Source organism: Catellatospora sp. NPDC049133 (genome assembly GCF_040648455.1).
Lineage (GTDB): Bacteria > Actinomycetota > Actinomycetes > Mycobacteriales > Micromonosporaceae > Catellatospora > Catellatospora aurea.
In genome coordinates this window covers 1-19,832 of the sequence record NZ_JBEZDT010000070.1, presented here as the reverse complement: position 1 = coordinate 19,832, position 19,832 = coordinate 1, and the positions used below count along the sequence as shown (strand labels likewise).

22 protein-coding genes and 1 pseudogene are annotated in these 19,832 nt (G+C 70.3%); 3 read left to right on the top strand and 20 right to left on the bottom strand.

Annotated features, from left to right (window positions below):
• From AB0B35_RS41470 to AB0B35_RS41415, 12 genes and pseudogenes are all read right to left on the bottom strand, one after another.
• Positions 1 to 245 (bottom strand): metalloregulator ArsR/SmtB family transcription factor (locus AB0B35_RS41470; RefSeq protein WP_361057202.1); only part of this gene is annotated, 245 nt, incomplete at its 3' end.
• Positions 246 to 947: 702 nt separating this feature from the next.
• Positions 948 to 3,413 (bottom strand): glycosyl hydrolase family 65 protein, encoded by a 2,466-nt coding sequence (locus AB0B35_RS41465; protein WP_361057205.1) that lies wholly within the window; start codon positions 3,411 to 3,413, stop codon positions 948 to 950.
• A 12-nt stretch (positions 3,414 to 3,425) separates the two neighbouring features.
• Positions 3,426 to 4,166 (bottom strand): annotated as a pseudogene (locus AB0B35_RS41460) (beta-phosphoglucomutase family hydrolase); the annotation flags it as partial.
• Positions 4,163 to 5,134 carry a nitroreductase gene (locus AB0B35_RS41455; protein WP_361057199.1) on the bottom strand — a complete coding sequence of 324 codons (972 nt, stop codon included), beginning with the start codon at positions 5,132 to 5,134 and terminating at the stop codon, positions 4,163 to 4,165. The pseudogene AB0B35_RS41460 and the gene AB0B35_RS41455, both read right to left, overlap by 4 nt.
• A 308-nt stretch (positions 5,135 to 5,442) precedes the next feature.
• Positions 5,443 to 6,102: a DUF5994 family protein gene (locus AB0B35_RS41450; protein ID WP_361057197.1), complete on the bottom strand. Its 660-nt coding sequence runs from the start codon at positions 6,100 to 6,102 to the stop codon at positions 5,443 to 5,445.
• 83 nt (positions 6,103 to 6,185) lie between these two features.
• Positions 6,186 to 6,704, bottom strand: a complete 519-nt coding sequence (locus tag AB0B35_RS41445; RefSeq protein WP_360532189.1) for an inorganic diphosphatase — start codon at positions 6,702 to 6,704, stop codon at positions 6,186 to 6,188.
• 107 nt (positions 6,705 to 6,811) lie between these two features.
• Entirely contained in the window at positions 6,812 to 7,387 is a 576-nt protein-coding gene (amaP, locus tag AB0B35_RS41440; protein WP_361057194.1) for an alkaline shock response membrane anchor protein AmaP, read from the bottom strand.
• Entirely contained in the window at positions 7,384 to 7,917 is a 534-nt protein-coding gene (locus tag AB0B35_RS41435) for a DUF6286 domain-containing protein (RefSeq protein WP_360532195.1), read from the bottom strand. The genes amaP and AB0B35_RS41435 overlap by 4 nt, the downstream gene beginning before the upstream one ends.
• A gap of 19 nt (positions 7,918 to 7,936) precedes the next feature.
• Positions 7,937 to 8,368, bottom strand: a complete 432-nt coding sequence (locus tag AB0B35_RS41430; RefSeq protein WP_360532198.1) for an Asp23/Gls24 family envelope stress response protein — start codon at positions 8,366 to 8,368, stop codon at positions 7,937 to 7,939.
• Entirely contained in the window at positions 8,365 to 8,556 is a 192-nt protein-coding gene (locus AB0B35_RS41425; protein WP_212823137.1) for a hypothetical protein, read from the bottom strand. The genes AB0B35_RS41430 and AB0B35_RS41425 overlap by 4 nt, the downstream gene beginning before the upstream one ends.
• Positions 8,557 to 8,587: 31 nt before the next feature.
• On the bottom strand, positions 8,588 to 9,052 hold the full coding sequence (locus tag AB0B35_RS41420; RefSeq protein WP_361057191.1) for a hypothetical protein: 465 nt from the start codon (positions 9,050 to 9,052) through the stop codon (positions 8,588 to 8,590).
• The gene (locus AB0B35_RS41415) at positions 9,052 to 9,519 is read right to left on the bottom strand and encodes an Asp23/Gls24 family envelope stress response protein (protein ID WP_361057188.1); all 468 of its coding nucleotides are present in this window, start codon (positions 9,517 to 9,519) and stop codon (positions 9,052 to 9,054) included. The genes AB0B35_RS41420 and AB0B35_RS41415 overlap by 1 nt, the downstream gene beginning before the upstream one ends.
• 376 nt (positions 9,520 to 9,895) lie before the next feature.
• On the opposite strand from AB0B35_RS41415, the gene AB0B35_RS41410 reads away from it, so the two are divergent.
• A complete protein-coding gene (locus AB0B35_RS41410) occupies positions 9,896 to 10,735 on the top strand; it encodes a SigB/SigF/SigG family RNA polymerase sigma factor (protein WP_361057185.1) in 840 nt (279 codons plus the stop codon).
• On the top strand, positions 10,732 to 11,406 hold the full coding sequence (locus AB0B35_RS41405; protein WP_361057182.1) for a hemolysin III family protein: 675 nt from the start codon (positions 10,732 to 10,734) through the stop codon (positions 11,404 to 11,406). The genes AB0B35_RS41410 and AB0B35_RS41405 overlap by 4 nt, the downstream gene beginning before the upstream one ends.
• A gap of 75 nt (positions 11,407 to 11,481) precedes the next feature.
• Here the strand turns inward: AB0B35_RS41405 and AB0B35_RS41400 are convergent, their stop codons facing one another.
• The 3 genes from AB0B35_RS41400 to AB0B35_RS41390 form a co-directional block, all read right to left on the bottom strand.
• The gene (locus AB0B35_RS41400; RefSeq protein ID WP_360532214.1) at positions 11,482 to 12,219 is read right to left on the bottom strand and encodes a GAF and ANTAR domain-containing protein; all 738 of its coding nucleotides are present in this window, start codon (positions 12,217 to 12,219) and stop codon (positions 11,482 to 11,484) included.
• A 37-nt stretch (positions 12,220 to 12,256) separates the two neighbouring features.
• Positions 12,257 to 13,000 (bottom strand): GAF and ANTAR domain-containing protein, encoded by a 744-nt coding sequence (locus AB0B35_RS41395; protein WP_361057178.1) that lies wholly within the window; start codon positions 12,998 to 13,000, stop codon positions 12,257 to 12,259.
• Positions 13,001 to 13,205: 205 nt separating this feature from the next.
• Positions 13,206 to 14,387, bottom strand: coding sequence for a zinc-dependent alcohol dehydrogenase (locus tag AB0B35_RS41390; RefSeq protein WP_361057174.1), 1,182 nt, complete (start codon positions 14,385 to 14,387; stop codon positions 13,206 to 13,208).
• Between the two features lie 296 nt (positions 14,388 to 14,683).
• Here AB0B35_RS41390 and AB0B35_RS41385 point away from each other — a divergent pair, with 296 nt between their 5' ends.
• Positions 14,684 to 15,109, top strand: a complete 426-nt coding sequence (locus tag AB0B35_RS41385) for an ATP-binding protein (protein ID WP_360532244.1) — start codon at positions 14,684 to 14,686, stop codon at positions 15,107 to 15,109.
• 33 nt (positions 15,110 to 15,142) lie between these two features.
• Here AB0B35_RS41385 and AB0B35_RS41380 read toward each other — a convergent pair whose 3' ends face one another.
• The 5 genes from AB0B35_RS41380 to AB0B35_RS41360 all read right to left on the bottom strand — a co-directional run.
• A complete protein-coding gene (locus AB0B35_RS41380) occupies positions 15,143 to 15,550 on the bottom strand; it encodes a hypothetical protein (RefSeq protein WP_360532247.1) in 408 nt (135 codons plus the stop codon).
• A gap of 163 nt (positions 15,551 to 15,713) precedes the next feature.
• On the bottom strand, positions 15,714 to 17,315 hold the full coding sequence (locus AB0B35_RS41375; protein ID WP_361057170.1) for an NAD(P)/FAD-dependent oxidoreductase: 1,602 nt from the start codon (positions 17,313 to 17,315) through the stop codon (positions 15,714 to 15,716).
• Positions 17,312 to 17,749: an SRPBCC family protein gene (locus tag AB0B35_RS41370; RefSeq protein WP_361057168.1), complete on the bottom strand. Its 438-nt coding sequence runs from the start codon at positions 17,747 to 17,749 to the stop codon at positions 17,312 to 17,314. The genes AB0B35_RS41375 and AB0B35_RS41370 overlap by 4 nt, the downstream gene beginning before the upstream one ends.
• An 85-nt stretch (positions 17,750 to 17,834) precedes the next feature.
• Positions 17,835 to 18,881: an SDR family oxidoreductase gene (locus tag AB0B35_RS41365; protein ID WP_361057165.1), complete on the bottom strand. Its 1,047-nt coding sequence runs from the start codon at positions 18,879 to 18,881 to the stop codon at positions 17,835 to 17,837.
• 82 nt (positions 18,882 to 18,963) lie between these two features.
• The coding region (locus AB0B35_RS41360) for an arginine deiminase family protein (protein ID WP_361057162.1) at positions 18,964 to 19,832 on the bottom strand (869 nt) is incomplete at its 5' end.

Sequence of the window (19,832 nt, the reverse complement as noted above, 5' to 3'; positions counted from 1 at the left end):
TCGGCCACCTGCGGGCTGACCAGGGAGTAGTAGACGGTCGAGCCTTCCTTGCGGGTCACGACCAGGTTCATCTTGCGCAGGACGGCCAACTGCTGCGAGAGGTGGGCGGACTCCAGGCCGACCTCCGGCAGCATCTCCCCCACCGAATGCTCCCGCTCGGAGAGCAGTTCGAGGACGCGGATGCGGGCGGGGTGCGCGAGCGCTTTGAAGAATTCCGCCTTGGCCTGATACAGCGGTCTGCTCACCGGTCCACCCCCTTCGTTGCAGCAAACCGTACCCGTCCGGGCGCATGGCGTGCTGCTGGGCCGGTCGGCTAAGGGTCGTGTGACATCTTCGCGTCACCGGATCAGCACCGGCCGGCCTGACCCCTGCCCCGACGACCCGTTCGCGGCTGCTGGCGAGGGTGGCCGAGGTGACCGCTCCTCAGACTCCCGGTCCATGCCCAGGCAGGGCGTGCGCGTCGACGTGCACACCCGTGGGGAGCTCGAACCCGCGCTCGTCGGCATCACCCGCGAGGCGGCCGTGGTCGCCGCGAGCGCCAGCGCGGCCGGACCCGCCCGGCTGCGCATCACCGCCGGCGACTGCGCGCCCGGACCGGCGCTCTTTCAGATCCACCTGCGGGTCCGCGGCGAACCAGCCCGGATCCAGCTCGCCCCCCGGCCGCCGCCGGTGCCGCACTCGACCGGCTGGAGAGCCAGGTCCGCCGCCTGGGCTGCGCCTGGACCGGACCGCATGGCCGCTGCCGTTCCGCAGGAGGCTCGCGGTGCCCGGCGAAGCCGCCATCGCCCGGCTGAGGGAGGTCCGGTTGCAGGTGGCTACTGTTGCGGAGGCGGCGATGCGACTGTACGCGATGGATCGTCGAGTTCGGCACGGGCAAGGTGGCGAGCCGGCTACGGCGAACCGCTGCCGGTCAAGGTCGTACGACAGCGGGTGTCTCACCGCTCATTTCATCTGGCGAGATCAAACTCGCGCTGGTCACCTGCGGTAAGGAAGTGGACGCTGCCGTCGACGTCGACACGGATGGGGGCGGCCTGGCAGGGCCGCAGTAAGAGTCGCAGCCGTACGTGGTCGAGGTCGACGACGATCCAGTGGCCGCGGTAGCACAGCTCGGCGTGCAGCGCGTGCAGTTGCGTGGGCAGCAGCGGATGGAAGTACAGGGTGTCGTCGCGGGTCTCCAGCCCGGTGTAGCAGCGCAGCGCGAGGTCGACCGTGCCGGCCATCGCACCCAGGTGCACTCCCTCCCGGGTACTGCCGCCACGGGTGTCGTCGAGGTCGGCGCGTAGCGCCTGCAGGAAAAGCGCCCAGGACTGTTCGCGGACGGCCCGGGCCTGGACCCAGCAGTGCGCGATCCGGCTGAGGCTGGAGCCGTGGGCTACCCGGGCCAGGTAGTAGCGCACGGTAGCCTCGATCGTGGGGCCGTCGAGGTCGTAGCCGAGCCGGGCGAACAGGTCGCGAAGTTCCTCGGCCGACAGCAGGTAGAGCAGCATGAGCACGTCGGCCTGTTTGGACAGCTGGTACTGGTTGGGGCTCATCCCCTGCGCGCGCAGGATCGCGTCGATGCCGACGAGGTCGCCGTAGCGGGCCCGGTAGGCGTCGAAGTCGAACTCGGCCAGCTGCCCGTACCCGTCGAACTGGCTGATGACTCCGTCGTGGAACGGCACCCGCATCCGCCTGCTGACCTGCTCCCACAGCCGGGTCTCGACCTCGCTGATGCCGAGCTGCTCCCACAGCAGGCCGCAGTGATGGCCGGTAAGCAGGTTGATCACGTCGAGGGCGCGGCGCAGCACCCACGCGGTCATGACGTTGGTGTAGGCGTTGTCCCGCAAGCCCGCATCTCGCGCGCCGGGGTAGGCGGTGTGGTATTCGTCGGGGCCGACGATGCCGGCGATGCCGTATCGCTCTTCGACCGGGTCGTAGGCGACGATGCTGGTCAGGAAGCGCGCGATCTCGATGATCATCTCTGCGCCGTATTCGGCGAGGAAGTCGACGTCGGCGGTGACCTGGTAGTACTGCCAGACGTCGTAGGCGATGGCAATGCCGACATGGCGCTGCAGGTGCGAGAAGTCGGGGATCCACTGCCCGAGCCGCCGGTCGAAAAGCTCGTCAGGCGTCTCCTCCCGGCCGTCGCTGGCGCTCTGCCAGGGAAACATCGCGCCGCGGTATCCCGCCGTGCGAGCCGCGTGGCGCGCCTGCTCCAGGCGCCGCCACCGGTAGAGCAGCAAGGCGCGCGACAGCGACGGCATCCGCAGGTTGAACACGGGGAACACGAACATCTCGTCCCAGAACACGTGTCCGTGGTAGCCCTCGCCATGCAGGCCGCGTGCCGGCACGCCCGCGTCGAGCTGCGCCGTGTGCGGCGACAGCGCCTGCAGCAGGTGGAACGTGTGCAGCCGCAGCGCGAGGGTGACCTCGTCGTCGGCGTCGAGGGTCAGATCGAAGAGGTCCCACAGCCGCTGCCAGGCCCGCTCGTGGGTGACCAGCAGGTCGAAGAAGTCACCGGCGCGGCCGAGCGCGGTGCACACCGCCGACGCAGGCTCGCTGATCGCGGGGTCGCGCGAGGTGGCGATCGCGGCGACCTTCTCCACGACGACCGGGCGGCCCTCGACCAGGTCCAGGTCCAGGTCCTGCCCGACGAAAGACGCTTCGCCGCTGTGCGGAGCGCGGCTCACGGGCACGTCGTGGCCCGCGCCGTCGCGCACGCGGGTGCGGGCAGCCACCGCGATACGGATCCGCGACTGTGTCGTCACGGCCGTCAGCAGGATCGTGTCGTGGTCGGTGATGCGCGTCTGTTCGGTGTGCAGATGCGCCCTGGTCAGCGGGGCGTCCTCGGGCAGGTTGGCGTTGACGACGCCGCCGTCGATCCCCGTGCACACCTGCAGGCCGCCGGACCAGTTCTCGGCGGTGAAGGTGGTCTCCAGCGCGGCGATGTGTGGGGTGGCCAGGTGCACGAGTCGGCGCTGCTGCACCCGGGTGAGTCGCCCGGACCGATCGCACCAGCGCAGCACCCGGGTGAGAACCCCGGCGCGCAGATCGAGTTCGAGCTGGTGGTCGATCAGGTGCCCCGTGTCCGGGCTGAACCAGTCACCGTCGGCGACCCGGAACCGCAACGGCAGCCAGTTCGGGGCGTTGACCAGATGCTCATGCTCGATCAGACGCCCGTCTATCGGCGTGGTGAGCCGGTTGTAGAGGCCGGACAGGTAGGTGCCCGGATAGTGCACGCCGTCGGCCTGGCACTCGGCGGCGGCGCCGCGGGTCGCCAGGTAGCCGTTGCCGAGGGTGCACAGGACCTCGCGCAGGCCTTCCCTGCCGGGATCGTAGCCGTCGTAGCGCAGTGTCCAGCCGGTGCTCGGCCGTCCGCCGCCGAGCAGCCGCTGCGGCGCGCCGGTGTCGCCAGGCAACCTGTGCAGACCCACCAGGTCGACGGGCAGGTCGGCCAGGTCGGTGACCACGATGTGCGCCCCGGCTGCGGCCAGCACGCCCCTGCTGTCGCGGTCGACGCCGACCACGAGTCCGAAGCCACCGCGACGCCCCGCCTCGACGCCGGGCGCCGCGTCCTCAATGATCACGGCGCGGTCAGGTGACACGTGCAACCGGCGGACCGCCTCCAGGTATGTCGCGGGGTCCGGTTTGCCTGGCAGGCCGAGAGCTGCCGCGTCCGTGCCGTCCACCCGCACGTCGAACAGATCAGCCAGTTGCGCTGCGGCCAGGACCTGGGTGGCGTTGCGGCTGGCGGTGACCACTGCGGTGAAGACCCCGGCCTCGCGCAGCCGCCGCGCCAGCGCGACCGAGGAAGGGAACGTCCGTACCCCCTGCTCGGCCAGCAGTTGCCGCAGCAACTGGTTCTTGCGGTTGGCGACCGCCCACACGGTGGCCGTCCCCGGCGGGTCCGCGGGCGTGCCCTCCGGCAGGGTCAGCCCCCTGGCCGCGATGAACCCGCGTGCCCCGTCGATCCGCGGACGGCCGTCGACGTGTGCCCGGTACTCCGCGCCGACATCGAACGGCGCGAACACGGGCCCGCCATGTCGAGCCAGGTCCTGCAGCAGGCCGTCGAACGCCTCCTGCCACGCTGCCGCGTGCAGGCTGGCCGTGTCGGTCAGCACCCCGTCCAGGTCGAACACGACCGCGTCGACGTGTTCGATGAACAGCCCGCCGGCCGGGGCGCTCACGGGTTGATGACCTCTGGCGGCGCGCGACGCGGGCTGGCAGCCGATCCCCCGGCCGGCGGATGCCCGACCCGCACCACCGACTGCGGATGACCTCCGCCCTGCAGCAGGCGGCCCAGCTGCTCTCGCGTGGCCCGCACCTCGATGACATCACTGATCGGCGCGCTGCCCAACTGCGCGACCGTCGCGGCCAGCAGCACGGCGGACAGCGCCTCCCCGGCCCGCAACCAGTCGACGACGTCGTCGCCATCAGTGAAGATCATCGCGAACTGGGCGCCCGTATCATGTTCGGGGCCGGCCGAATGCCCGCGGCCGAACAGCGTGAAGTCGCGTACCGGCACGGCGCGCGTGGTGGGCGTCACCGCCGTCGTCGCGGGCACGCCGTCCCCGCTGTCGGCCGGGCGGTTGGTCCACGTCATCAGCTCGTCACGGTAACCGGGATCGGCCTGGTGCACCGCCTCCGCGTGTGCCGCGGCCGCTCCGAGAACATTGACCTGTTCGGTAGGCACCGTATATAGGTGAGCGGCCTGCTGCTCCGCTGCTGCGACCAGCTCGCTGAGCACCTGGCAAGCGACAGCCTCGGCGGTGAAAGCCCGCCGGTCGGTGTGGCGTTCTCCAATCGCCCGGTACAACGCGACCTCCTCCTCGGTAGGCACGTGAGCACCGGTGATGGCGATGCGCGCCAGCAGCCCCGGCGAGCCGGGATCGGGGATCCTGTCGACCTGGACCTGATGGCCCGCGGCCGCCAGCGCGACCCGCGCGTGATGCAGCGCGGCACCGCAGCTGATGGTCAGCTGCCGTCCGGCGAAGTCGGTGGACCGCAGCCGGCGGCTGGGGTCGGCCCACAACTGCAACCAGTCGTCGGCGCTCCGCCACGTCCACGGCTGCGTGTTGAAGATCGACGGCGCGGCGAGGGCGTCACGTGCGGCCTCGATCAGAGCCCCCCGCCGCTGAAGCGACGTTGCGTCCATTTCCTCTCGCCATGTTCCATGCGTACCGGAGACGACCCGCCCGGTTCTGGCGGCCGTTGACGGACCGAGTGGATCGCCAACGAATGGTGCCGGAACCGGGGCGCCGCGCCAGGCGCACCGAACGGTGCAACATGCCTCAGCGGAACTCCCAACGGCCCACACCCTCGTGCTGGACCCGCCGCTCGGCGCGGATGCCGCGCCGCAAGATGCGATCAATATTGATTATATATATCCTGAATAGTGCGATAAGCGATGATTCGACAAGGGCCTTGACCGGTCTTGCGCTGCCGAAGCCCTCGTCGCCACGGTCACCGCAGCGCGACTGCGCCGACGGCTGGCAGACCGCTCGGCTCCGGCACGCGCGGTCCCCCGAAGACTCGGCCGCCCTCGTTCTCCCAGACCCCTGCCGACTCCGGGCCGGCGCCCGCCGTTTCGGTCGCCGCGGGTGTCGTGAGGAGGCCGGCGGCCGACGTGAACACGTCGGGGTCTGCCGCCGCCGCCATCGCCCGCTCGGCGGCTTCGGGTGATGTGTCGGGCGGGACGACAAGCAGGTCCAGTTGATCGCCTCCGGTGGTGATCGCAGTCGCCAGCGCCGGATCCTGGGAGATGAACCATCCCATCCGGACCACTCGGGTGCCTGCGGTGAGGCGGCGGGGACGGTCTGCCCACGTGGCGCTGTTGAGCAGGACATGGCGAATCGGGCCGTACCGCTGCGTCAGCGCTGCGACCAGAGCGGGCACCTCCGCGGACGAATCCCGGGAGCGGGGCCACCAGCCGCCGTCGAGGACCGCGCGGTCGATGCGGCGGGGTGCCAGCGCCAGCCTGGCGGTCGGGCTGTCGGCAGGCGGCGTCGGGCCCGGGGCGGGATGGGTGGCACGCATGATCGACCGTCCTCTGCTGGTGACGAGCAAGGTCGCACGGTCAGCGGACGGCGTCTGCACTGCGGACATGCGCGGTTCGGTCGGCATGACCTCACGAGGCGTGCGCTGCGCCGATACGGCTGTGCGATACGGCTGTGCGATACGGCCACCGGGGTCCGGAGCGGCTTCTTTCAGCGTACTACTTCCGGCGCTACGTGTCGGGCCTCGACGGCGGCCATGCGTGCCCGCGCCTGAACGACCTCCCGTTCTGCCTCCATCCGCCCAGCCCAGACGCCGTGCTCGGCGTCGACGCTCTTGCCGGGCTCCAGGTCTGTGTAGATCTCGAAGAAGTGCTGGATCTCCATCCGGTGGTACGGCTCAAGGTCGTCGATGTCGGCGAGATGAGTGAGGCGAAGATCCGCGATCGGCACGCACAGCACCTTGAAATCGGGGCGTCCCGCATCGCGCATGCGGAACATGCCGATCGCCCGGCAGCCGATGACGCAGCCGGGAAAGGTCGGCTCCTGGACGAGCACCAGCGCATCCAGCCGGTCGCCGTCCTCGCCGAGGGTGTCCTCGATGAACCCGTAGTCGGCCGGATACTGCGTCGAGGTGAACAGCGTCCGATCCAACCGGATCCGACCCGTGGCGCGCTCCATGCGGTACTTGTTGCGGGTCCCGCGAGGAATCTCGACGGTCACGTCGAACACTTGCCCACCGCGCCCCGCGGCGGCATCCGGCGGATGCCGGTGCGGCCGCGCCGGGAAAGCCGGAAAAAGTGAACTGGTCAACTACCTGCCCCCACGTCTGGCAACCCTCATACCACCCGGCCCGGTCGGCGGCCGGTGTCGAGGTCCACGCGCACGGGCAGGTCCGGCCGGCCCAGCACACGGCGGGCGTCTGCCAAAGCCCCCTGCTCGATCCGGTCGCACAGCGCTGCGAGCCTGCCCGGGGCGGAGGTCCGCACCCCGACAGCCATGATGGGCTTTTGCGGTTCACCGAGGAGGCGCACCTTCGCGGAGGCGACTCCGCGGTATGCCTCGATCTGGTCCCGCACGGCTTCCTCCAGGGCGGCTCCGGCCAGGGTCGTGTGCTCGCCGGCATCCGGTTCGGTGCGCAACGCCACCGTGCGCAGCCGGTCGGTGGCGAGCAGCACCGCGAGCATCCACTTCACGGCCAGCACCAGCACTACGACAGCGCCGGCCACCACGACCGGCCACAGCCAACGGCCGTTGTCGGCGGCGTACCGGCTCACCGGACCGTCGGCCACGACCCGGTCGCGCAGCGACCAGCCCAGGGCGTCGGTGTGGGCCAGCATGCCCGCGGCCCCGGCCGCCAGCAGCAGCGTTCCGACGGCGAGCAGCGCGATGCGGTTGACGCGGTCGACGTTCATGATCCCCTCCGGGACAACCTCACCGTGAGCCGGGGCCGGCGCCGCAGGCGCAGTCGGTCGAGCCTTTCCCGCACCGCGGCGCTCACCTGGCCGGCCAGAGCGGACCGGTCGTCGGCCGCGTGGGCGCCGGCTCGAACGGCGATCCGAGTCCGCCCGACCTTGACCCGTTCCGGGATGACTCCGTCGACCTCTCGGACGGCCGCGGTCACGTCCCGGGCGAGAGTGCGGCGGCTTATCGCCGCGTCGGTGGCCGGGTCCGCGGTGTCGATGGGCAGCCGCCGGACCCTGGCCGGCCACAGCTGTGCGAGCACGAGCGCGGCACCTGAAGCGAGGAGCAGCAGGCTGACGCTAAGCGCCTGCCGGTCGCCCCAGGCGGTGCGCCGCGCCCACCCGGCCGCGGCGGGCCAGTCGACCAGCAGCGGGCCCTTGCCGATCAGCACGGCGACGGCCTCGACGACGACAAGGGCCGCCACAGCGGCCAGGGCCAGGCCGGCGATCAGGGCGAGCAGACGGTTGACGAGCCTTCTCATGCTGCCTCCTGTGGCTTGGCTAGCGCACGCGGGCGCCGGTGTGGCTGGTGCCGATCAGGTCGGTGACGTCGATGTCGACGGCGCCGACGTGCAGGCCGGTCACCTGTTCGACGCGGGCGCGCACGTGGTCGCGCAACGCCGCGGTGACATCGGGCAGCGATGCCGGCCATCGCACGCTCACCACCAGGTCGATGTACGCGCGGTCACCGTCGACATGTGCGGAGGCCTTCGGCCGACGGCTCAGATCCGCCTTGCCACCGAGCTTGTCGGTGCCGTGCAAGTGACCGAGCCCGTGTGTCGGGCCGCCGACGTCGGGCAGCTCGCCGGCGGCCTGTGCCGCCACCTTGGCGATCACGTCCTTGCTGATGTGGATCGTTCCGCCTGATGACGGCCCGGCATCCTCGGGCGGGCTGGTCGCGGGGTCTGCCGCGTGCCGCGTGGTGACAGTCATCGGGGACTCCGACGCTGACCGGTACCCTCGCCGAGTCGGCTGAGATCCAGTTCCCCTGCCAGTACCTTCGCCACCGCCCAGCCGGCGAGCCCGAACGCGGCGACCACGACCATCGGCCCGAATCCGGCGTATACCAGCACGACGCCGAGGAGCAGCCCCACGGCGGTGCCGAACATGGTGCGATTCATGAGCTGCTCCCTCGCGTTGTCGGAACGGAATTCAGGCCGCGGCGGTAGCCCTCATCGGCATCGCTTCGGCCCCGAGTAGGTCACCGTGCGCCTTGGTGGTTTCCGCCGATACGTGTGCCAGTGGCACGCGGGCGTCGAGAAGGCCCGCGGCTCCCGGCAGGGCGGACGTCGGCCCGCCGGCCGGCGGACCGGCCTCGGGCGGGTCACCGAGACCGCCGATCGTCACATCGACGGCACGCCCGGGGGCCAGCGGCACCACCGCCGCCTGGACCCCCGCCGCGACCTCATACGCCGGTATCCCCCAGGCCGCGCGCAGCTGGATCTCCACGGCGCGTGGTGTCACCCGCACACCCAACACCCGCCTTCCGGGCAGGTAGGTCGCCACCTCCGGGAACCCGCCCAGCAGCGCTTCCACGCCGCGGCAGGCGCGGGCCGCGCCCGCAATCGCCTCGGCGTCGACTTCCGGCAGCCGCTCGGTCGACCCCGGCGTGCGCATCACTCGACCCTGGCGGGACTGCGCTCATCGCCGGTGTCCGGCAGGTGGACGTCGTCGACGTTCACGTTGACCTCCACCACTTCCAGGCCGGTCATCCGCTCGATCGACTGCTTGACGTTGCGCTGCACGCTGCGGCCCAGCTCCGCGATGCTGGCCCCGTAGTCGACCACGATGTCGAGATCGACCGCGGCCTGCGTCTCGCCCACTTCGACGCCGACTCCCTGCGCGACGTTCGGGCCGGAACTGCCCGGGATCCGCTCGCGGATCGCGCCGAACGCCCGCGCGCCGCCGGTGCCCATCGAGTACACGCCGGCGACCTCGCGACAAGCGATGCCCGCGATCTTCTGAACCACACCCTGCGCCACGCTGATCTTGCCGGTATCGGTCATCAGCCGGTCGTTGCGCGGCTTCGCCTCCCGACCCGCCTCGGCGGCCGGCACGGGAGAACGTTCCATCGTCTGCGTCATCGGCCTACTCCTTGGTCTCGCCCTTCAGCCGCTCCGTTCCCACACCGCGCCCGTATCAGTCATGTTTTGCGAATTTTGTTCGCCAGATCCGACTTGCGGGTATCGCTCTGGTCGGCCCGGGGCCTGGCGGCGGTGACGGCGGCCAGCGGAGTGATGATGACGCCCGGGGACAGCCGGGTGGTGCCTCGGGGCCGATTCGCCGTGCCGGGCGTTGCTGTGCTTGCGATTGCAGACCAACCACGCCGGCGAACATCGTTTCGAATGATTCACATGGATGTCACCTCTGACCGGCCGGTCGGGATACAGTGTCGGTGTCACCCCGGACCTCGGTGGCGCTTCCGTTCACCCGGATTCGCCGACCGCAGGAGGGCTCGACATGACCACATCCGCGCATGTCACCACCGCACAGATTCCCCCTGAGCAGCCCGACCACTGGCGGCCCCGGCCGCGAAGCGGCAACGTCGACGGCGTGGCCGCCACCCTGCCGTGCGAGCCGCATCCGCTGCTTGAGCTCCTACACGCTCTGCCCACCGACGACCCGCAGCGGGTGGCGGCGCGAGCCAGCGTGATCGAGTGGTATCTGCCCATGACCGGGTACCTGGCACGCCGGTTCGCCCGGCGCGGTGAACCCGTCGACGACATCGCGCAGGTGGCGGCCATCGGGCTGATCAAGGCAGTCGACCGCTACGACGTGACCCGGGGCGTGCCCTTCGCCGGCTACGCGATCCCCACGATCATGGGCGAGATCAAGCGGCACTTCCGCGACAGCACCTGGAACGTACGGGTGCCGCGTCGCCTACAGGAGCTCTGCCTTCAGGTAGCCTCGGCCACCGACGAGCTGACCCGTGACCTGCAGGGGTCGCCCAGTTCGGCGCAGCTGGCCGCACGGCTGCGGGTGGGCGGCGCAGAGCTGGGTGCTGCCCGGCGGGCGGGGGGCGCCTACCGGCTGCTGTCACTGGACAAGGCCCGCCCCGGCAGCGACGAGCAACTGTCGGAGTCGTTGGCGGTACGGGATACGGCCATGGCGGCCGCAGAGAACAGGATGCTGCTCCAGCCGCTCCTGGCTCGCCTGCCGGCACGCGACCGGCGCATCATCGTCCTGCGCTTCTACGACGAGCTGACCCAGTCGCAGATAGCCGCGCAATTAGGGGTCTCGCAGATGCACGTCTCCCGGCTCCTGTCCCACGCGCTGTCGCGGCTGCGGGGCATGGCATGACCCTCACCGCGCGCCGATCCGCTCTGGCCGCATTCGGCCAACCCCTTATGCGCGGCCGCCTGCACGCATACGGCTTCTTCGTCGCCGTCGTATGCGGGGCGGTCATGGTCGGTGTCGCCGCCGCCCGGCCCGGTGTCGCACCGCTGGTCAGTACGGCCGTCTACGGTGCCACCAGCTGTGCGCTGTTCGCCGTCAGCGGCCTGTACCACCGCCGGGTCTGGAGCGAGCGCGGTTACCGGATGATGCGCCGGCTCGACCACGCCATGATCTTCGTGTTCATCGCAGGCACGTACACACCGCTGTGCGTCCTGCTGCTCAGCCCGGCCAAGGCGACGATCCTGCTGGCGGTCGTCTGGGCTGGGGCGCTGGCCGGCGTCACGGTGTCGATGATCTGGCCGCACGCGCCCCGCTGGGTGTCCGCGCCGCTGTATCTTGCTCTCGGCTGGGCGGCGGTCGTGATCCTGCCCGACGTCGCTCGCGTGGGTGGCGCGGCCACGCTCGCCCTGCTGGCCGCGGGAGGCATCGGTTACAGCGTCGGGGCAGTCCTGTTCGCGCTGCGCCGACCGGATCCTTGGCCGGGGGTGTTCGGCCACCACGAGGTGTTCCACGCTTGCACGGTGGTCGCCGCGGCGTGCCACCACATGGCGATCTATCTTGCCCTGTTCACCTGAGGTCCACGCGCACAGGTCAGGTGGCCGCGTCGTCCGGGGCCCCGGTGGCGTGCGTGTGGTGCGACCCGCGCCGATTCAACGCCCGGCGAGGCCGGGAAGGCTGTTCAGATCGGTGGTGATGGTACGGGCGACCTCGCCCAGCCGCACGTTGTTGCTGCGGCAGTAGTCGCGGATCAGCCCGAAGGCCTCGTCCACGCTGACTCCGCGCGCCTGCGCGATCGCGCCCTTGGCCTGCTCGATGACGATCCGGCTGTTCAGCGCGCCCTGCAACTGCTCGCTGAGCCGCTCACCGCGGCTGATGGCCCGCTCCTGCAGCAGGCCGATGGAAGCGATATCGGCCAGGGCCTGGACGATCTCCACGTCCGTGTCGGCCAAGCGGCCGCCGACCTGGGTGCTGAACACGTTCATCGCCCCGATGCGTTCGGCGCGCAGCCGCAGCGGGAACGCATGCACCGAACGGAACCCCGCCCCCACCGCCCGCGGCGCGAACAGCGGCCAGCGCCCGGATGCCTCCCGCAGGTCGGCGTTGACCACCGGCGTGCCGGTGCGGAACGCGTCCAGACACGGCCCCTCATGGTTCTGGACCTGGAACAGCTCGAGGAGCTTGACGTTCTCGTCGGAGGCCGCCATGAACTCCAGCCGGCCGTGCTGGTCGGCCAGCAGCAGCCCGACGGGCGAGGCGTCCAGCAGGTCCGCAGTACGTCCGGCGAGCAACTGCAGGAACTCGATCAGGTCGAACTCGTCCACGAGGGTGTCGGCGATCTCGACGAACACCCGTGCGAGCCGCTGCGCGGATACGGTCGTGACGGTCATGGCTGCCTCCTTCCCCTTTCAGGGTGGCGGTGGTCGTTCATGGCTGTGGGCTTTCGAAACTGAGGCGCCGGGCGACGATCTCGGCGGCGACGTCGTACAGACGCAGGTCGTTGACGTAGGCGTGCGCGCGCATCCGCACCATCGCCTCGGCCAGGCTCACCCCCAGCTGGACCATGACCATGCCCTGGGCCTGGAACAGCTCGGCTCGCGAACCCAGCGGGTCGTCGAGCCAGCCGTCGGTCGCCTCCCCGCGGTCGCGTCCGTCGAGCAGGGTCGACACGGCGACCTCGGCGAACGTCAGCGCGAGGGTGAGCTCGTAGGGTGACAGCATCCCGATGCCGGTACGGAAGACATCCATCACTCCGAGGCGGGCGGCGCCGACCTGCAGCGGGAACGCGAACACCGCCCGCACGCCCTCGGCGTGCACGGCCGGGGCGTAGACGGGCCAGCGGGCCATCGCGCCGTCGGCTACGTCGGGGATCAGGACCGGACGCATGGACTCATATGCGTCGTTACAAGGGCCTTCGCCGAGGGTGAGCTGAAGCTCCTCCAGGCGTTCGGTGGCCGCGTCAGACGCTGCCGTCATGCCGCGCAGCCCCCCGCCGGCCATCACCGTCACGCCGGCGCCCGAAGCGGTCAACACCCGCCTGACCGCACCGCACAGCCGCCGCAGACCGCCGGCGACGCCGTGTTCCCCGTCGACGGCGGGCTCTTGCCGGATGAGTGCTTCCACCTGGGCGTACCGGTCCCCCATGCGGTCACCCACCGTCCCTGGTGTCATCGCCCTCAGCCTGCGGCGATTCACCCGCCCAGGCGCGGCCAGCTGTCGGTGGCATCTGCCCTCACCTGAGCTTATGCCACCGAGGACAGGGCAGCGGATTGAAGATCATGGCCGGTGTCCTGCACAACGTACCACCCCGGCAGCGTGGGATACCGTTCTCCAAGCTGCCAGTCGACATCTCGGGGTGAAGGCTCGTCCGGTCGCGTCACGGTTGCAGCAGGACCTTGATGTAGCCGTCCTTCTTCTCCTGGAACCGCTGGTATGCCGCGGGCGCGTCGGCCAGGGGCAGCCGGTGGCTGGCGAAGCCGGACACGCCAAGCGGGTCGGCGTCGGTGAGCAGCGGCAGGATGTCGTCGACCCAGCGGTGCACGTTGGCCTGGCCCATCCGGATCTGGATCTGCTTGTCGAACAGGGTCATCATGGGCAGCGGATCGGTCATGCCGCCATACACCCCGATGATCGAGATGGTGCCGCCTCGGCGAACCGCCTCGATGGCCAGATTCAGCGCGGCCAGGCGGTCGATGCCGGCCGTCTCCATGAGTTTGGCCGCCCAGGCGTCCGGAAGGACTCCGGTCATCTGCTGCATAGCCCGGGCGATCGGCGAGCCGTGCGCCTCCATGCCGACCGCGTCGATCACTGCGTCCGGGCCGCGACCGCCGGTCATGTCCCGGACCTGGGCGACCAGTGTGTCCTGATCGTCCAGGTCGAGGATCTCGACGCCGCGGGCCATGGCGCGGTCGCGCCGCTCCGGCACCGGGTCGACGCCGATGACCCTGCCCACGCCGCCATGCAGCGCGATACGGCAGGACATGTCACCGATCGGCCCCAGGCCGAGGACGAGCAGCGTGCCGCCCTGCGGCACGGCCGCGTACTCGACGGCCTGCCACGAGGTCGGCAGCACGTCGGACAGGTACACGAACCGGTCATCTGGCGGCCCGGCCGGCACCGTGATCGGGCCGTACTGCGCCTGCGGCACCCGCAGGTACTCCGCCTGCCCGCCGGGTACCTGCCCGTACAGGCGGGTGTAGCCGAACAGCGCCGCACCCATGCCCTCGGCGCGCACCTGGGTCGTCTCGCACTGGGTCTGCAGGTCCTGGTCGCACATGTAGCAGGAGCCGCAGGCGATCTGGAACGGCACCACGACACGGTCGCCGGGCTTGAGCCGGGTGACCTGCGAGCCGACTTCCTCGACGACGCCCATCGGTTCGTGGCCGATGATGTCGCCCTCGGTCATGAACGGCGCCAACACCTCGTACAGGTGCAGGTCGGAGCCGCAGATACCGGTGGAGGTCACCTTGATGACCGCGTCTGTCGGTTCCTGGATCACCGGGTCAGCGACCGTGTCCACGCGAACGTCACGCTTGCCGTGCCACACCACTGCCTTCATCGCGACTTCCCTCCACGTTCGCCCCGCGCCGCGGGCCCCGCACCGGCAGCACATTGCTTCCGGTAAACCGTTCCCTGCCCTGGTGCCGACAAACCTGCTGGTAGACCGCCTTCCGCCACAGCGGTGAGGTCAGCACCGGCCGTCGATGAAGGCGATCCACCAGGAGATCGACAACGGCGGCTACGTTTCGCCGGCCGCAGAACGGGTACGAGGTTCAACTATCTCCGCATGCAGAACCAGGGACGACTCCATCGGCTGTCGACAGGCGGGTCGGGAGGTCCGGAGGAGGTCGGACTGTGCATCAGCTGACCACACCGTTCGAACCTTGTCCGGCAGACGCTCCTGCGCTGTCATATCACTGCCCGAGCGACCTGGCACTGGTGCGGGAGTTCGTATGCGAATGCGCTCGGGATGCCGGCCTTCCTGCCGAACGGCTGCCCGCGTTGCAGGTCGCGGTGAGCGAGGTGGCCACGAACACGTTGCGCCATACGTCGTCAGGGGGCAACGTGCGCGTCTGGGCCGACGGGAACGAGGTCATCAGCGAGTTCACCGACAGCGGGACCTTCGACAGTGGATTCGTCGTCTGTCCGGGTCCGACTGACGGGTGGGGCCTGCGGATCGCCGACGAGGTCTGCGATCGGTTCGATCTCTACAGCCGGCCGGGCACGACAGTCTGGCGGCTCGCGGTCAACCTCGAGCACGAGCCTCCGATCGCGGCTTGACCTGCGGCATACCATCGGGCAGCGCATCGCTCGTCAGGTGGCCGGTTGTGGCTTGGCGCCCGCGGGGTGTCCCACAGGCAAGCGCTTCTCCGAGGTCGGCGTCGAAGCAGCGGCTGTCGCCCAGTCTTGCGGCAGGTCGTCACGAACGACCGCCATCTGGTCCAACCCTGTCAGCTTGATGATCTGCTTGGTTATGCCTGGCGCCCCACACAGCGAAACCGCCGCCCCCGGCACCCGCGCGGACAGCGCGTACAGGTAGTGGACCAGAGCGGCTCCGCCGAAGGTGACACCGGCCAGGTCCACGAACAGGGTCTCGCACGTGACACCCGCCAGTTGGCGCTGCGCCAAGCGCACGTCCACGGGATCCAACAGGTCGACGTCGCCAGCTATGCACACGCACGCCACCCGGCCCTGGCCGGCACAGGTGACGGTGATGATCATCGGGTGACTCTCCACGCCATTCCCCACCTCAGGCTCGGTACGGCCTGCCGAGGTCTAGGGCAGTGACAAAGACGAACACGAACAATGTTACCCAAGTGCGGCGCGGCGGGCGCCTGCCGAATCGACGCAACACAGGTCAGCGCCTACCCAGCGCCCGAGCGGCTCAGTAGATGAGGCGGTAGGCTGTGGAGACGGCTGCGCGGTAGGCCGCCCCGGTGACCGCCCGGTCGCGGTGCAGCGCGGCACGGGCCGCGTTGGCGCCCGGGCCACCGTGCACACCCGGTCCGGGATGGGCCGAGGCACTGGCCAGGTAAAGCCGGTCGATCACCGTGTCAGCGCGGCCCAGGCCCGGTGTCGGCCGCAGCACCAGCTGCTGCGTCGGTGCGGCCGTACCGCCGCCGAGGGCACCGCCGCTCATGTTGGCGTTCTCGTTGACGAGGTCCGCCGGGCCTTGGACGTGGCGGCCCAGGACGAGTTCTCCGAATCCGGGCGCCAGCTTGTCGATCATGGCCTCGATGCGGTCGACACACGCCCGGATGCCGTCGTCGTCGCGGCCGCGACCGGCATACCGGTAGGGCAGGTGGGTGTAGGCCCAGGCGGTCTCCGTCCCGGCCGGCGACCGGGTGGGATCGGCGCGGCTCATCTGCCCCATCAGCACGAACGGCGTCGTCGGATCGTCTCCGGCGGCGACCGTGGCCGCGGTGCGCGACAGTTGCGCGGTGTCGCCGCCCAGGTGCACCGTGCCGGCGAACCGGGTCTGCGGGTTGGTCCAGGGCAGCGGCTCGCGCAGCGCCCAGTCCACTTTCACCGTGGGCCGGTCGTAGCGGAATCTGCGCAGGTCGGCCAGCAGCTGCGCGGGCAGGTGCCCGGGGCCGACCAGGTGCCGGTACAGGTACGGGGCGTCGACGTCGGCGAGCACGGCCCGCCGGGCCCGCCAAGCGCGGCCGTCGGCGCACACCACGCCCAGGGCGCGGCCGCCGCCGACGACGATCCGGTCGACGTCGGCCCGGCAGTGCAGTTCTCCGCCGTGCGCGGTGAACCGCCGCGTCATGGCGTCGGTCAGCGACTGCGCTCCGCCTTCGGGAACGGGGAAGCCATGGTGCTGGCCGAGCATGGCCAGCAGCCAGCCGTACGCGCCGGAGCCGGCGCTTTCCGGCCCGACGTCGGCGTGCAGGGCACAGCCGTAGAGCAGCAGCCGGGCGCCTTCGCCGGAGAAGGACTCCTCGGCGAGGTCCCGGATCGACAACCCCAGCTGTCGCGACACCCGCAGACTGCCGCCGACACCGCCGCGGACCAGTAGCCGGGTGGCCGCCCGTATCGGCGGGAACGGGGTGAACATGGCCGCCACCAGATCGTCCTCCAGCGCCAGCCAGTCATGGTATGCGGCCAGCCAGCGTCTGCCGTCCCGGCGGTCGAAGGCGGCGACCGACTCTACGGTGCCTTCCGGGTCCACCCACATCAGCGCTGACCGTCCGTCCGGCAGGGCGTGGGCCAGCACGGCGTCGGCGCGTAGCCAACGCAGGCCGTAATCGGTCAGGCGTAGGCCCGAGATCACTGGCGAGCAGGCCGCGAACGGGTAGAACGCGCTGCACATGTCGGCCCGGTAGCCTGGAGCGGCGATCTCGGCACTGCGCACGGCACCGCCGGGGGTGGCCGCGGCCTCCAGCAGTACGACGTCCCAGCCGGCGTCGGCAAGCATGTTCGCGGCCACCAGGCCGTTGGGTCCCGCGCCGATGACCACCGCGTCGACCACGGCTGAGCTCACGGACGGTGCTCGGCGAGGTCGGCCAGGCGACGCAGTGCCTCGCGGTTGCGGGCATGCATCAGCACATCGTTGATTTTGTTGCGGAGCCCGAGTGCCGGTCCGTCGCTGAACTGCTCGTCCAGGACCACACGGGTGGTCGCCGGTGACTGCTTGACCAGGGTGAACACCGCGGTGAGCTCGCCCAGCGGCCACAGTTTCGGCTTCATCGCCAGCCGGACCGGCGGTTCGCAGTCCAGGATCTCCGTCTCGTGGTCGCGGGTCAGCGGCCAGATGCCGACCGTGTGGTGCAGCTTGCTGCCCGCGGCCGGCCACTCCAGGTCGACGTCACGGATGTGGGCGGTCCCCACGACCCAGTTGGCGTAGCTCCAGCCGTCGGAAAGCACGTCGAACACCTTTTCCAGCGGAGCGTTGACGGTGCGCTCGGTTCGTGACATGACAGCCCCTTCCGGCCGGGCGAGGCGCCCGGATACCACTAAAGGGTCGAAAACACCGCAGGCTAGTACCCTGCGCGGACCCGATCTAATCGCGCGCGGCAGCCGCCCCCGCGGTGGTGCGGGCACCGGCTGGGGGCGTCATCTGTTGCGGACCGCTGCGCTCAGGACGCAGCGCGCCGCGAAGTCGCCGGCCTAAGTGGCCCATCACCGCCATCGGAATGCCCGCCAGCGCGGCCACCGGGAGCCTGCGCCCGCCGTCGACGCGCCTGGGCTGCTCGACCGGTGTGAACAGATTTCCTTCCGACGACTGCACGACCCGGCCGAACTGCGCTGTCTGGCCGTACCAGACCATCAACCGCTCGGCCACTGCCGGGGCCAGCCGCCACGACCACACCACACTGCCCGAGCCGGTGCCGACCAGGCTCTGCCGCCGCGGATGCTCCAGCAGCCGTACGATGCGGTCGGCCACCCGCTGCGGCGAGCACATCGGCCGCGGCGGGATGACCTCCCGTCCCATGTAGTTCGCGGCCCACGCGAACAGGGGCGTGTCCACCGACGCCGGCAGCACCGTGCACACCGACACCTCGTCGACGCCGTCGGCTCGCAGCTCCTGGCGCAGCGCGTCAGCCAGACCCTGCACCGCGTGCTTGGCCATGCTGTACGCACCCAGATACGGTATCGACGCCTCCGACAGCACCGACCCGACCACGATCAGCACCCCGCCCCCACAAGCACGCAACCGGGGCACCGCCGCCCGCACACCGTGCAGGTAGCCGAACACGTCCACCTCGACCGTCCGGCGCACCTGCTCCATGGGCAGGTCCAGCAGCCTGCCGTAGACGGCCACACCCGCGTTGTTGACCCACCCGTCGATGCGGCCGAACTCCGCCTGCGCGGCCACGGCCAGCCGCTCGACCGCCTCCGCGTCAGCGGTGTCGGTCGGCACCTCCAGCACCGACGCGCCCAGCATGCGACACTGGCCGCCGATCTCGGCCAGCCCGCGCTCACTACGCGCGGCGAGCACGAGCCGGGTGCCTCGCTCGGCCAGGGTCAGCGCGGTCGCCGCCCCGATCCCACTGGTCGCACCTGTTATCACGACGGTGGACTCATCGAGTGATCTCGTCAATGGCATCCACTGTGCGTACCCGTCACGGCCAGCTTCTACGCCGCCGCGACCGGACGAACGCGCGACCCGAGAGAACTGCTCACCGCGGTCAGTAGCCGACAGGCTCCCTGATGATCGGGCAGGTCATACAGTGGCCGCCGCCCCGGCCGCGGCCGAGCTCGGCGCCCGCGATGGTGACGACCTCCACCCCGGCGCCGCGTAACAGGGCATTGGTCTGGGTGTTGCGGTCATAGGTGATCACGACACCCGGCTCGACGGCCAACGCGTTGTAGCCGCCGTCCCACTGCTGGCGTTCGGAGAAGTCCGCATCACCGCAGGTGTCGACGACCCGCAGCGCGGGCAGTCCGAGCCCTTCCGCGACCACCTCCACGAACGGACGTGCCCGTTCGTCGACCACCTCCACCCCCGGCGGTTTGTCGATCGGGCGTAGCGAGAAGGTGTGCACCCCGTCCATGACGGCGGGATACAGCGTGACGATGTCCCGGTCGGCGAAGGTGAACACGGTGTCCAAGTGCATCGCGGACCTTGACTTGGGCATCGCGGCCACGATGACATGTGAGGCGGCCCCGTTGGCGAACAGCGCCGCCGCGACCTGGGTGATGGCCTGCCGCGACGTGCGTTCGCTCATGCCCGTCAGCACGACACCGTTGCCCAGCGGCATGATGTCGCCGCCTTCGAGCGACGACTGGCCCCACTGCTGTTCGGGGTCCCCCCACCACACTCGGGAGCCGGTGAAGTCAGGGTGGAACTGGTAGATCGCCTTCATCAGCAGGGTCTCGCCGTGCCGTGCCGGCCAGTACAACGGGTTGAGTGTCAGCCCGCCGTACAGCCAACAGGTGGTGTCCCGGGTGTAGAGCGTATTAGGCCACATCTCATTTGGTGCGGGTGTGACCTGTGATGCAGCATGTCGTTTGTGGAGCAGACCGCCGTGAGCCAGTGGGCGCCCGACCGGTTGTG